The organism is Streptomyces sp. NPDC005722, from assembly GCF_040630935.1.
GTDB lineage: Bacteria > Actinomycetota > Actinomycetes > Streptomycetales > Streptomycetaceae > Actinacidiphila.
On record NZ_JBEXYN010000008.1, the window covers coordinates 199,403 to 212,829 of the forward strand.

A 13,427-nucleotide genomic window follows, 5' to 3' on the forward strand; every position below is an offset into this window, starting at 1 on the left:
CGGGCCGGGATCAGTCGAAGACGGGGCCCTGGTCGCGGGTCCGCTTGATCTCGTAGAAGCCGGGGGTCGACGCGACGAGCAGGGTGCCGTCCCACAGGCGGGCGGCGGCCTCGCCCTTGGGCGCCGGGGTGACGACCGGGCCGAAGAAGGCGATCTGCTCGCCGTCGGCGCCCGGGACCGCGATGACCGGGGTGCCGACGTCCTGGCCCACCTTGGAGATGCCCTCCTGGTGGGAGGCGCGCAGCTCCGTGTCGTAGGCGTCGCTGCGGGCGAAGTCGGCGAGGTCGGCGGGCAGGCCGGCCTCCTCCAGGGCGGCGACGATGACCTCGTGGTCCTTGTGGCCCAGGCCCTGGTTGTGGATGCGGGTGCCCAGGGCGGTGTAGAGGGGGCCGAGCACCTTGCTGCCGTACTTCTGCTCGGCGGCGATGCAGACGCGGACCGGGCCCCAGGCCGTGGTCAGGAACTCGCGGTACTCCTCGGGGAGCTCGTCGCGGTTCTCGTTGAGCACCGCCAGGCTCATCACGTGCCAGCGCACCTCGACGGGACGCACCTTCTCCACCTCCAGCATCCAGCGGGAGGTCATCCACGCCCAGGGGCAGGCGGGGTCGAACCAGAAGTCCACCGGGGTGGGGGTGGTTGTGGTCTCGGTCACGTTTCTCTCCTCCGGGCATGACGCGTCGACGCGTCGTTTCCCACGGCGCAACGCCCTCGGTGCCATCGCCATTCCCGTGCGCCGCCGTCCGGGCCGACGTGCGAAGATGCGTGGCGTCCACAAGACAGATCCCACGACGGCGTGCGAAGGATGGAGACCCCGTGCCCGGTGAGAACCTCACGCGTGACGAGGCCCGCGAGCGGGCACGGCTGCTGGCCGTGGACGGTTACGAGGTCGCCCTCGACCTGCGCTCGGCGCTGCGCCCGCAGGAGCCGGCGTTCCGGTCCGTGACGACGATCCGGTTCCGCTGCGCGGAGCCCGGCGCCTCCTCCTTCGCGGACCTGCTCGCCCCTGCCGTCACGTCGGTGACGCTCAACGGGCGGGAGCTGGACCCGGCGGAGGTCTTCGACGGGACGCGGATCACGCTGGACGGCCTGGCCGCCGAGAACGTCCTGGTGGTGGACGCGCAGTGCGCCTACAGCCGCACCGGCGAGGGCATGCACCGCTTCACCGACCCCGAGGACGGCGAGGTCTACCTCTACACGCAGTACGAGCCGGCCGACGCCCGCCGGGTCTTCGCGAACTTCGAGCAGCCCGACCTGAAGGCGCCGTTCACCTTCTCCGTCACCGCCCCCGAGTCCTGGGTGGTGCTGGGCAACGAGCGCGTCACCGGGGTCTCCGACGGCGGCGAGACCCGGCACTTCGCGCCGACCCGCCCGATCTCCACGTACATCACGGCGGTCGTCGCCGGGCCGTACCACATGGTCCACGACACCTACCGGCGCACGCTGCCGGACGGCTCCGAGCTGGAGATCCCGCTGGGCGCGCTGTGCCGCAAGGGCCTCGCCCGCCACTTCGACGCCGACGAGATCTTCACCGTCACCAAGCAGGGCCTGGACTTCTTCCACGACCACTTCGGCTACCCGTACCCCTTCGGGAAGTACGACCAGGCCTTCGTGCCCGAGTACAACATCGGCGCCATGGAGAACCCGGGGCTGGTCACCTTCCGCGAGGAGTACGTCTTCCGCGGCAAGGTCACGCAGGCGTCCTACGAGGGCCGGGCGAACGTCATCCTGCACGAGATGGCGCACATGTGGTTCGGCGACCTGGTCACCATGCGGTGGTGGGACGACCTCTGGCTGAAGGAGTCCTTCGCGGACTTCATGGGAGCGTTCTCACTGGTGGAGGCCACCCGCTACAAGGAGGGCTGGATCACCTTCGCCAACCGCCGCAAGGCCTGGGCCTACCGCGCCGACCAGCTGCCCTCCACCCACCCGGTCACGGCCGACATCCGCGACCTGGAGGACGCCAAGCTCAACTTCGACGGCATCACCTACGCCAAGGGCGCCAGCGTGCTCAAGCAGCTGGTCGCGTACGTCGGGCGGGACGCCTTCCTGGAGGGCGCGCGCCGCTACTTCCAGCGCCACGCCTACGGCAACACCGAGCTGGGCGACCTGCTGTCGGTGCTGGCGGAGACCTCGGGGCGCGACATGGCCGGCTGGTCGCGGTCGTGGCTGCAGACGGCCGGCGTCAACTCGCTGACCCCGCAGGTGACCTATGACGCCGACGGGCGGGTCGCCGAGCTGGCCGTGCTGCAGGAAGCCGCGACCTCGCACCCCGAACTGCGGCCGCACCGGGTCGCGGTGGGGCTCTACCGGCGCACCGCCGAGGGCGCCGTGGAGCGCTACGCGCGCGTGGAGACCGACGTCGCGGGCCCGCGCACGGTGGTGGACGAGCTGACCGGGGCCGAGCGCCCCGACCTGGTGCTGGTCAACGACGACGACCTCACCTACTGCAAGATCCGCTTCGACGAGGACTCCCTGGCCACGGTCCGGGAGCACCTGGGCTCGCTGACCGACCCGATGGCCCGCGCCCTGACCTGGTCCGCGGTGTGGAACATGACCCGCGACGGGCTGATGCCCGCCCGCGACTACCTCGGCCTGGTGCTGCGCTTCGCGGGCGCCGAGACCGACATCGGCGTGCTGCAGGGGCTGCACATGCAGGCCCGTACGGCCCTGAACGACTACGCGGCGCCCGCCTGGCGCGAGCACGGCGCGCGCGAGCTGGCGGACGGGGCGCTGCGCGAGCTGCGCGCGGCGGCCCCGGGCAGCGGCCACCAGCTGGCCTGGGCCCGCTTCCACGCGGCCGTGGCCTCCGGGGACGCCGGGACGGCCGTGCTGCGCGGGCTGCTCGACGGCACCGAGAAGATCGACGGGCTCGACGTCGACCAGGAGCTGCGCTGGACCTTCCTGGAGGCGCTGGCCGCCGGCGGCGCGGCCGACGAGGCCGCCGTCGCGGCGGAGCTCGCCCGCGACGACACCGCCTCCGGCAAGCGGCACCAGGTGCGCTGCCTGGCGGCACGGCCCTCCGCGGCCGTCAAGGAGCAGTGCTGGGCGTCGGTCGTGGAGTCCGACGCGCTGTCCAACGCGCTCGTCGAGGCCACCATCGCGGGCTTCGACCAGGCGGGCCAGCGCGAGCTGCTCGCCCCGTACGCGGACCGTTACTTCGAGGTGATCGAGCGGGTCTGGAAGGAGCGCTCGATCGAGATCGGCATGGCCGTCGTCCGCGGGCTGTTCCCGCACCACCAGGACAGGGCCGCCACGCTCGACGCCGCCGACGCCTGGCTGGACGGCCACGCCGACGCGCCGCCGGCGCTGCGGCGGCTGGTCGCCGAGTGCCGTGACGACCTCGCGCGGGCGCTGCGGGCGCAGGACCGGGACGCGGCGGCCGGGGCCGTCTGAGGCCCCCTCCCGGATGGGAACAGGTGACCGGTCACCCCAATGGCGTACGCGGGGTACCGTCCGGCCCCGGTGGTGCGACAGCATCGCCGGGGCGGGGCAGCAGGTGAACGGGGGCCGGTCACCCGGATAGGTGAAAAATCACGCTCGGCAACCGAACGCCTGAACTTTAGTGCGGTGATGTCCGCATTTGTCGACGGAACAGTAACAGCCGTTAGCCTCCCCGGGGGAAGCGGGAATCCACCCGCCATGAACCACAACATCCCCCTCAGCCCCCGCCCCCTCGACCACCTCTCCCGCACCCGGCCGACCGTGCTCTCGGCCCGCCAGCTGCGGGAGCACGGCGTCACCCCCGAGGCGCTGGCCGAGCGCTGCCGCCCCGGCGGGCCGTGGCAGGAGGTGCTGCCCCGGGTGTACGTCCTGCACCGCGGCCGCCCCACCGGCGACGAGCGGGTCCGGGCGGCGCTGCTCTACGCGGGCCGCGAGGCGATGGTCACGGGGCTCGCGGCGCTCGCCCTGCACCGCTTCTCCTCGGTGCCGCCGCTGCTCGGCCTGGACCGGATCGACCTGCTGGTGACCCGGCAGCGCCGGCTGCGCGCCGTCGGTGACGTGGGGCTGGTCCGCACGCCCGCGCTGCCCCGGCCGCAGGAGGTGCAGGGCGTGCCGTGCGCGCCGCTGCCCCGGGCCCTGGCGGACGCGGTGGAGGAGCTGGAGGACGCCCGGGCGGTGCGCCAGGTGCTGACCGAGGCGGTGCGCGGCGGGCACTGCGAGGCGTCGGCGCTGGTCGCGGAGCTGAGCCGGGCCCGGCTGCTCTCCCGGCCGCACGTGGTCGAGGCGGTGGACGCGCTGGTGGCCGAGGGCCGGGCGATCGCCGAGAGCCGGCTGTACACGATGGTGCGCTGCTTCGGGCTGCCCGACCCGCTGTGGAACGTGGACCTGCGGCTGCCCGGCGGCCCGCACCTGGGCGGCGTGGACGCGTACTGGCCGGAGCACGCGGTCGCGGTGGAGCTCGACGCGCGCGTGCCCCGGCAGGAGGACGACGCCCAGTGGGCCGAGTACGCCCGCAAGCGCGAGCACCTGGAGCGGCTCGGCATCTCGGTCGTGCACATCACCCCACGCAAGCTGCGCGAGTCCCTGGAGCAGCAGGCCACGGTCGTCCGTACGGCCCTCATGGCCGCCGCCGACCGCGACCCCGCGTCGTGGGTGGTGGTGCTGCCGCGGTGACCGGGGGCGGTCAGCGCTTCTTCAGCAGCAGCTCCACGTTGCGGTCGCCCGGCTCGCCGGAGAGCGTCGCGCGCGATCCCGGCGCGTTGAACGCGAGCTCGCGGTAGAGCGCGGCGAGTCCGGTCTGCGACAGGTCGGAGAAGTCGGTGCGGTAGGGGGCCGCGGACTCCACGAGCGTGCAGTGCAGCGAGAGCGTGCCGTCGTGGTTGTCGGTCAGCTCGATGATCCGGGCCAGCTGCGGGTAGTCGACGTGGGAGGCGGTGGAGACCTCCCAGAACGTGCCGTGCGGGACGATCTTGTTCTTGTGGCTGTGCCCGTTGATCCAGGCGGCTACGTTGCGGTGCCGTCCGAGCAGTGCGAGCACCTCGTCGCCGCCGTGCCGTCGCTCGGCGGGGCGGGCGGGGTCGCGGACCAGGTTGGTCATCGACCAGCTGGGGTGGTGGCTGAAGACCAGCACGGTGTCGTCGGCGTGCTCGGTGAGCGTCCGGTCCAGCCAGTTCAGCTGGTCCGTGCCGAGGGAACCGCGGTAGTCGCCGCCCCGGTCGGTGGTGTCGAGGCTGACGCCGAGGACGCCGTCGGAGATCCGGAACGTGTAGTGGAGCCGGCCGGAGTCGAGTTCGGCCGTCGTGTAGCCGTGGCCGACCGGACCGGCCCCGGCGTGCGCCGGGTCCAGGTGGGCCGCGATGTACTCGCGCGGGGTGACCGGCGCGCGGCGCTCGTCGGGGGTGACGGTGCGGGCGCTGCTCCGGTAGCGGTTCCAGGCCTGGCGGAAGCGGGTGCCCTGGGGGTCGGGCCCCTTGCGCAGGAAGTCGCCCACGGCCTCGGCCTCGGCCGGGGGCAGCCAGAACAACTTCCGCGAGCCGAGCGCGAGGTCGTGGAAGAAGGACGAGGCGGCGTACGAACCGCCGTACAGCTGGTCGTGGTTGCCGATGGTGGAGTACCACGGGACCTGCAGGCCGGGGCTGTTGAGCTCGCGGACCGCGGCGGCGAGGAAGCCGGGCAGCCGGGGGTAGCCGGCCGCCTTGTCGGTGTCGCGCAGCGCGGCGTCGGGCTGCCAGAAGCCCTTGAGGCCGGAGTCCTGCACCCCCTCGTAGTGGCCCGGGTCGCCTGAGTCGGGCGTGAAGCGGCCGCCGCTCATCACCGCGAGGAACCAGTCCAGTTCGATCCGCGAGTTGTTGTCGGTGTTGTCGCCGGTGGTCATGACGAAGCCGATGGGCGTGCCGGTGGCGGGCCCGTGCCGCAGCGCGTTGACCCGTTCGACCAGGGAGACGGCGCCGGCGTTGGTCAGCGCCTCCTGGGGACGCCAGTCGGCCGGGGAGGCGGAGCGCATGAACTCGTAGCGTTGCGGGTTCTGCACGTCCGTGAGGTGCAGGTCGGTGAACTGCACCAAGCAGGAAAGGGGCGTACGGCGTTCGGCGCGGCCGCTCCTGGCGGCGGCCAGTTCGGTCCGGGTGACCCGCTTCCAGCCGGGGCCGTCGCCCAGCCGGCGGTAGCCGCCCCGGCCGCGCGGAGCGGCGACGGAGTGCAGGGTGGTCCCCGCGGTGTAGGGCTGCGCCGCGGCGGGCGAGGCGGGTGCCGTGGGGGCGGCCGGAAGGCCGGAGGCGGGTCCGGTGGCCGGCTCCGCGAGCGGGGGCGCGGCCGTCGCGTCGCCCGAGCCGGGGACGAGGGCGAAACCGAGCCCTGCGCCGAGGGCGGTCACACCCGAGGCGATCAGGACGTTGCGGCGGCTGAGGGCGGCAGCGGACACGGGACCAGACATGACGGGTTCCCCCGGTGGACGGTGGCTGCGGCGGCACTGCGGTGCCGCTCCTCACCGGATCGTTGGCACCCGGGGTGGCCTGCGGTGCAACGGAAACGGAACGTCCGGCACCCATCTGCGGACTTGGATCAGCAGTCCTCCCGCGAGTCACCGGCGCCCGGTCCGCAGGTGTCCGGACGCTCATCCGTTGTTCATCCACCGCCGTGTCCGCGCCCCGCGCCGGAAGTCCCCCGGAGCACCGAACGCCCGCGCGCAATGGACCGGTTCGGGCTGCTTCGCGCCCCTGCCGGGGTCCCGGCTTCTTGACGTATTCGCGTCATGTCGGTCTTACGCCATCTACGGCACTCCCCAACAACCCCACAGATGGCGCAATGTGTCGGTCAACTGGCGCCCAAATCTTGAACAGGATGCCCATGTCTCTCGATCACATACGCGGGAAGAGACGCGTGGTCCGAGTCGCGCTCGCGGCGGGCCTGGTGGCCGCTCTGACGACGACCGGAATCTCCGCCTCCACCGCTTTCGCCGACACGACCGGCGACCCGGCGGACGCGGCGGTGAAGACCGCGCACGACAAGCTCGGAGCGGCCGACGCCGAACTCCTCGCCGAGGCCAAGGCCGGCGGCGAGAAGAACGTCACCCTCATGATCGCCACCAGCAAGGGCTCCACCGAGCAGGTCTCGGACGAGCTCGACGCGCTCAAGGGCGCGTCGGTGGACCGCACCTACGACACCCTCGGCTACGTCCGTGCCACGGTTCCCACCGCCAAGGCGGACGCGGCGATCGCGGCGGCGCAGAAGCTCTCGTCGGTGCAGGCGATCGACCTCAAGCAGGAGATCCTCCTCGACGACCCGTCCCCGTCGGCCGACGGCGGCAAGGGCTCCTCGAAGGGCCACGGCCACGACCACGGGCACGGCTCCACCACGTACCCGGCTCCCGGTGCGAAGACCCCGGCGAAGAACCCCTACCAGCCGGCCTTCGAGACCGGCGCGGTGGACTTCGTCAAGGACAACCCGAAGGCCGACGGCCGCGGCGTCACCATCGGCATCCTCGACTCCGGCGTCGACCTCGGCCACCCGGCGCTGCAGAAGACCACCACCGGCGAGCGCAAGATCGTCGACTGGGTCACCGCCACCGACCCGATCACCGACGGCGACGGCACCTGGCGCCGCATGACCAACGGCCCGCGCGTCAGCTACCAGGGCCGCACCTGGTCGGCCCCCGAGGCGACGCAGCAGGTCACGGTCTTCTTCGAGTCGGCCACCGCCGGCGGCGACATGGCCGGTGACCTCAACCGCGACGGCGACACCACCGACTACTGGGGCGTCCTGTACGACCCGGCCAAGGGCACCGTCCGCCTCGACCTGAACGACAACGGGGACTTCACCGACGACACCGAGATGAAGCCGTACAAGGACGGCTTCCAGATCGGCTACTTCGGCACCGACAACCCCGCCACCGCCATCTCCGAGCGGATCCCCTTCGTGGTGCAGGTCCGCAAGGACGTCCCCACGGACCCGTACGGCGGCACCTGGGTCGGCAAGAAGGCCGACTTCGTCAACATCGGCGTCATCGAGTCCGAGCACGGCACCCACGTGGCGGGCATCACCGCCGCCAACAGCCTGTTCGGCGGCAAGATGAACGGCGCCGCGCCGGGCGCGAAGATCGTCTCCTCGCGCGCCTGCACCTGGGGCGGCGGCTGCACCAACGTCGCGCTGACCGAGGGCATGATCGACCTCGTGGTCAACCGCGGTGTGGACATCGTCAACATGTCCATCGGCGGCCTGCCCCCGCTGAACGACGGCAACAACGCCCGCGCGCGGACGTACACCCGTCTCATCGACGACTACGGCGTGCAGCTGGTCATCTCGGCCGGCAACAGCGGCCCCGGCGCCAACACCATCGGCGACCCCGGCCTGGCCGACAAGGTCCTCAGCGTCGGTGCCACCGTCTCCAAGGAGACCTGGGCGGCCAACTACGGCTCGCAGGTGACCAAGGCGTACGACATGATGCCCTTCTCCTCGCGCGGTCCGCGTGAGGACGGCGGCTTCGCGCCGATCATCTCCGCGCCCGGTGCCTCCATCAACACCATCCCGACCTGGGAGCCCGGTGGCCCCGTCGCGGAGGCCGGCTACAGCCTGCCGCCCGGCTACGCCATGCTGCAGGGCACCTCGATGGCCTCCCCGCAGGCGGCCGGCGCCTCCGCGCTGCTGCTGTCGGCGGCCAAGCAGGCCCGCGTCCCGCTGAGCCCGGCCACCCTGCGCACCGCGCTGACCAGCACGGCGCACAAGATCAAGGACGTCCCGGCGTACGCCCAGGGCTCCGGCCTGATCGACATCGTCGATGCCTGGCGCCTGATCAGGGCGGGCGCGAGCGCCCACACCTACACGGTCAAGGCCCCGGTCGACACGTTCTTCTCGGGCGCGCTCGCCACGCCTGGCTACGGCACCGGCATCTACGACCGCGAGGGCGGCCTGAAGGCCGGCCAGACCAAGACGTACGACGTCACCATCACCCGCACCACCGGTCCGAACCGGTCCGTCCGGCACGACCTGGAGTGGGTGAACAACGACGGCACGTTCCGCTTCGCCGACTACGACAACGTGTGGCTGCCGCTGAACAAGCCGGTGACCGTGCGCGTCAAGGCCAAGCCCGGCTCGACCGGTCTGCACAGCGCGATCCTGACGGTCGACGACCCTGCGACGCGCGGCACCGACCAGCAGATCCTCAACACCGTGGTCGTCGCCACCCCGCAGGCCAAGCCGTCCTTCGCGGTCAAGGCGTCGGGCTCGGTGCAGCGCAACGGCACCAAGTCCTACTTCGTGACCGTCCCCGAGGGCGCCAAGACGCTCGAGATCAAGATGGGCGGGCTGGCCACCGGCAGCCAGACCCGCTTCATCGCGATCACCCCGTGGGGCATCCCGGCGGACCCGACCACCACGACGTTCTGCTACCCGAACTACACCACCACCAACGGGTGCCGTCCCGACCTGCGTTCCTACACCGACCCGATCCCGGGCGTGTGGGAGATCGAGGTCGAGGCGCGTCGTACCTCGCCGGTGCTGAACAACCCGTACAACCTGACCGCGACCGCGCTCGGCGTCTCCTTCGACCCCGAGGTCCAGACCGTCGAGGAGGCCACGGTCGGCACCGCCGCCCCGGTCTCGTGGAAGGTCACCAACGGCTACGCCCCGGTGCAGGGCAAGCTGAAGGGCGGCGCGCTCGGCTCCGCGGCGGCCTCGCGCAAGACGATCGCCGACGGTGACAGCGTCACCAGCACGGTCGTCGTCCCCGCGGGCGCGTCCCGCCTGGACGTCGCCATCGGCGGCACCTCCGACACCTCCGCCGACCTCGACCTGACCGTGTTCCTGGGCGGCGTGCAGGTCGGCCAGTCCGCGGACGGCGACTCGGAGGAGGCCGTGAGCATCGCCAACCCGGCGGCCGGCACGTACACCATCCAGGTGGACGGCTACTCGGTCCCGGCCGGCACCACCGAGTACGACTACCGCGACGTCTTCTACTCGGCGACGCTGGGCTCGGTCGCCGTGGACGAGGCGGCGTCCGTGCCGCTGGCCAACGGCGCCTCCGCGAACGTCGCGGCGAACGTCCTGGTCGCGGCCCCGGCTCCCGAGGGACGTCAGTTCTTCGGCGAGGTGCAGCTGCTCAACGCCGACGGCACCGCCGCCGGCACCGGCAGCGTGCTGATCGACAAGGTCAACGCGGGCTGACCCGCGGCCACGGCCTGATCACCGCCTGAAGGGGCGGGTGCTCCCCGGAGCACCCGCCCCTTCAGCTCTGCCGCCCCTTCAGCTCTGCCGCCACTCGTACTCCTGCTCCCCGCAGCGCAGCGTGCGCGAACGGGGCAGCGCCCGCTCCACCCACTCCCGCGTCCGGGCGATGTCCTCGCCCTGGTGGACGAAGGTGGAGCGCCAGGGCCGCAGCCCGACCCTGACGAGCACGCGGCTCCCCACGGCCATCCCGGGCTCCCCTTCCTCGTCACGCTCGACGGAGAGGGTCAGCCGGCCGTCCCCGTGCCCGCCCTTGAGGTAGCGGTCCACCTCCATCCGCACCGACACCCGGTCCGCAGCCTCTCCCGGCGTCACCCGCAGCACCGTCCCCTCGGCGACGAGTTCGGTGCAGGCCAGCACTTCCGCGTCGGTGCTGCGGACCGACTCGGATTCGGCCTCGCCGCCGCCGGTCCCGCAGCCGGCGAGCGCGGCGAGCGCGAGCAGCGCCGCCACGGTGAGGGCCGGTCCCCTCCTGCTTCCCATGTCCCGTACTCCCCTCATGCGGTGTCGCTCTCGCACGGCAGGCCCCTGGAGGCCGTGAGCGCCCGCTCCATCCAGGCGCGTGCGGGGGCGATGTCCGCGCCCCGGTACCAGTCCGGCCGCTCCCCGGGGAGGACGGAGACCAGCACCAGCACGCGGGACCCGGGCTCCGGGGGCGGGGCCACGTCGTCGTGGTCGTCGTCAAGATGGATCGTGAACGTCAGCCGCGGCTCGCCCCCGGCGGGCTTGAGACGGCGCTCGACGTCCATCACCACCCGCAGGTCCCCCGGCGCGCCGGCGGGCGTCACCTCGCGCACGGTGCCCTCGGCGATGTCGCTCGCGCAGGCGACGACGCCCTCCGCCGTGGGTTTCGCGTCGCTCACCGCCGAGCCGTCCCCCAGCGCGGCGTTCCGTGCCAGGACGATCCCGCCGGCCCCCACCACGCCCGCCACGACCGCGGCCAGGCACAGCGCGAACGCCCTGCGCCCGCGAGGGCGGCGCTCCGGGGGCGCGGCGGGCCGCGCGGCGAGGGTGTCGCCGATCAGCCGCACCTGGGCCCGCAGCAGATCCACGTCGGCGCGCGCCGCGGCGTACTCCTCCCCGCCCGCGGCGCCGTCCGGCGGCGCGTCCGCGAGGGCGGCCGCCAGCGCCTCGTCCGCCCCGCGGGCCTCGCACTCGTCCCCGCGCATCGTCACACCACCTCCTTGGTGTGCAGCCGGCCGCGCAGCGCGCGGACGGCTGCGTGCAGCCGGCTCTTGACCGTGCCCTCCGGGACGCCGAGCGCCGCGGCGATCTCGGCGACGGGCAGGTCGGCGTAGAAGCGCAGCGTCAGCACCTGCCGCTGCCGCGGCGGCAGTTCCTGCAGTCCGTCGGCGACCGCCAGGGCCAGCACATGCGCCTCTCCCCCGCCGTGCCGGGCCTCGTCCCGGAGCGTCAGGGCCGCGAGGCGTTCGCCGAGCCGCTCCTGCCGGCGGCGCGAACGGTGCCAGTCCATCGCCACGTTGGAGGCCGCGACGGCGGCCCACGCCCCCGGGTCCCGCAACGGCTCACGGCCGGCCGCCCGGTGCTCCAACAGCTTCAGCCGCACCTGCTGCACCCCGTCCAGCAGGTCCCCCGCGGGCACCCCGCCGAGCGCCAGGACGGCCCGTACCCGATCGAGGTGCTCCGGCGCGAGGGGGTCCTCCCCGTCCCCCGGCCGGGACCTCCTCCTCAGCAGCGCCACACCCCTCCCCTTCCGCGATTTCCCCTATGACGCGGCAACGGGGGAAAACGTTCACCCCGCCCGTCCCGCGTCCGGCCCTACCCTGGCGGGGTGTCCGCCCCTCATGAACTGACGATGCTGGAACAGGCCGCGGCCGTCCGGGCGGGCGAGCTGTCGCCCGTGGAGCTGACGGCCCACTACCTCGACCGGATCGAGCGCCTCGACCCCGTGGTCGGGGCCTACCTGACGGTCACGCCCGAACGCGCCCTCGCGGACGCGCGGCGCGCCGAGCGCCTGCTCGAGGAGGGCGGACCGCTCCCGCCGCTGCTCGGCGTGCCGGTGCCGGTGAAGGACCTGACGCCGGTCGCCGGGGTGCGCTTCACCTCCGGCTCGGCGGTCCTCGCCGACCGGGTGGCCGACCAGGACGCGTACCTCGTCCGCCTGCTGCGGGACGCCGGGACCGTCCTGACCGGGAAGACCAACACCCCCGAGTTCGGGCTGCCCGCGTACACCGAGGGCGCCGTGGGCCCGCCGGCCCGTACCCCGTACGACCTGGCGCGCGGCGCGGGCGGCAGCAGCGGCGGCGCGGCCGCGGCCGTGGCGGCCGGCCTCGCGGCGGCGGCGCACGGCAGCGACGGGGGCGGCTCCCTCCGCATCCCGGCGAGCTGCTGCGGGGTCGTCGGGCTCAAGCCGAGCCGGGGCCGGGTGAGCCCGGCTCCCTGGGGCGACGCGAGCGGCCTCGCCGTCAACGGGCCCATCGCGCGCACGGTCCGCGACACCGCGGCCCTGCTCGACGTGCTGGCCGTGCCCGCGCCGGGCGACCCCTTCCGGCTGCCGCCGCCGGAGCGCTCCTTCCTGCGGTGGTGCGAACGGGAACCGGGACGGCTGCGGATCGCCCGCTGGGCGGTGCCGGACGTGGCGGGCGTGGAGGTCGCCCCGCAGGTGCTGGCGGCGTACGAGCGCACCTCGGCGCTGCTGGCCGGGCTCGGGCACGAGGTCGTGGACGTGCCGCAGCCGCTCGCCCCGGGCGACCGCGACGCGTTCACCCCGGTGTGGGCCGTGCTGGCCGCGCTCACGCCCGTGCCGCCGGAGCGCGAGGGGGAGCTGCTGCCGCTCACGCGGTGGCTGCGGGCCCAGGGGCAGGACGTGGGCGGCCTCGACTACGCGCGCACGCTGGGCGTCATGCAGGCGGTGGGCCGCAAACTGGCCGACGCCGTCGAGCCGTACGACGCGGTGCTCACCCCGACGCTGGCGCAGCCGCCCGCCCCGGTGGGCGCCCTGCGCGACGACGCCGACCCGGAGGCCGACTTCGCGGCGCAACTGGCGTTCACGCCGTTCACCGCGCCCTGGAACATCGCCGGGCTGCCCGCGGTGTCCCTGCCGCTGGAGTGGTCGCCGCAGGGACTCCCCATCGGCATGATGCTCGGCGCCCGGCACGGCGAGGAGGGCCCCCTCCTCGCACTCGGCGCCCAACTGGAGGCCGCCTCCCCCTGGCGGGCCCGCACGTCCCGCGCGTTCGAACCGGCAGGACCGGGAAACTGACCGCCCGTGGCACGCGGGGGCCGTTCCGCGATCCCGCGGTAGGGCC

Annotated in this window: 9 protein-coding genes; 4 read left to right on the top strand and 5 right to left on the bottom strand. The window is 73.5% G+C overall.

The window, feature by feature from the left end:
- Positions 1-10 precede the first annotated feature (10 nt).
- On the bottom strand, positions 11-652 hold the full coding sequence (locus ABZ479_RS13115) for a mycothiol-dependent nitroreductase Rv2466c family protein (protein WP_499598976.1): 642 nt from the start codon (positions 650-652) through the stop codon (positions 11-13).
- Positions 653-813: 161 nt separating this feature from the next.
- Here ABZ479_RS13115 and pepN point away from each other — a divergent pair, with 161 nt between their 5' ends.
- Positions 814-3,393 carry an aminopeptidase N gene (gene pepN / locus ABZ479_RS13120; RefSeq protein WP_500461644.1) on the top strand — a complete coding sequence of 860 codons (2,580 nt, stop codon included), beginning with the start codon at positions 814-816 and terminating at the stop codon, positions 3,391-3,393.
- A gap of 246 nt (positions 3,394-3,639) precedes the next feature.
- Entirely contained in the window at positions 3,640-4,614 is a 975-nt protein-coding gene (locus tag ABZ479_RS13125) for a hypothetical protein (protein WP_500461645.1), read from the top strand.
- Between the two features lie 10 nt (positions 4,615-4,624).
- Here ABZ479_RS13125 and ABZ479_RS13130 read toward each other — a convergent pair whose 3' ends face one another.
- On the bottom strand, positions 4,625-6,373 hold the full coding sequence (locus ABZ479_RS13130) for a TIGR03767 family metallophosphoesterase (protein ID WP_500461646.1): 1,749 nt from the start codon (positions 6,371-6,373) through the stop codon (positions 4,625-4,627).
- Between the two features lie 407 nt (positions 6,374-6,780).
- Here ABZ479_RS13130 and ABZ479_RS13135 point away from each other — a divergent pair, with 407 nt between their 5' ends.
- On the top strand, positions 6,781-10,098 hold the full coding sequence (locus tag ABZ479_RS13135) for a S8 family serine peptidase (protein WP_500461647.1): 3,318 nt from the start codon (positions 6,781-6,783) through the stop codon (positions 10,096-10,098).
- A 78-nt stretch (positions 10,099-10,176) separates the two neighbouring features.
- Here ABZ479_RS13135 and ABZ479_RS13140 read toward each other — a convergent pair whose 3' ends face one another.
- Genes ABZ479_RS13140 through ABZ479_RS13150 form a run of 3 tightly spaced genes read right to left on the bottom strand, consistent with a single transcriptional unit; the run spans position 10,177 to position 11,854 of the window.
- Positions 10,177-10,641: a hypothetical protein gene (locus ABZ479_RS13140; RefSeq protein WP_500461648.1), complete on the bottom strand. Its 465-nt coding sequence runs from the start codon at positions 10,639-10,641 to the stop codon at positions 10,177-10,179.
- Between the two features lie 14 nt (positions 10,642-10,655).
- The gene (locus tag ABZ479_RS13145; protein WP_500461649.1) at positions 10,656-11,333 is read right to left on the bottom strand and encodes a hypothetical protein; all 678 of its coding nucleotides are present in this window, start codon (positions 11,331-11,333) and stop codon (positions 10,656-10,658) included.
- Positions 11,330-11,854 carry a sigma-70 family RNA polymerase sigma factor gene (locus tag ABZ479_RS13150; protein WP_500461695.1) on the bottom strand — a complete coding sequence of 175 codons (525 nt, stop codon included), beginning with the start codon at positions 11,852-11,854 and terminating at the stop codon, positions 11,330-11,332. The genes ABZ479_RS13145 and ABZ479_RS13150 overlap by 4 nt, the downstream gene beginning before the upstream one ends.
- 96 nt (positions 11,855-11,950) lie before the next feature.
- Here ABZ479_RS13150 and ABZ479_RS13155 point away from each other — a divergent pair, with 96 nt between their 5' ends.
- Entirely contained in the window at positions 11,951-13,381 is a 1,431-nt protein-coding gene (locus tag ABZ479_RS13155) for an amidase (protein WP_500461650.1), read from the top strand.
- Positions 13,382-13,427: the final 46 nt, after the last annotated feature.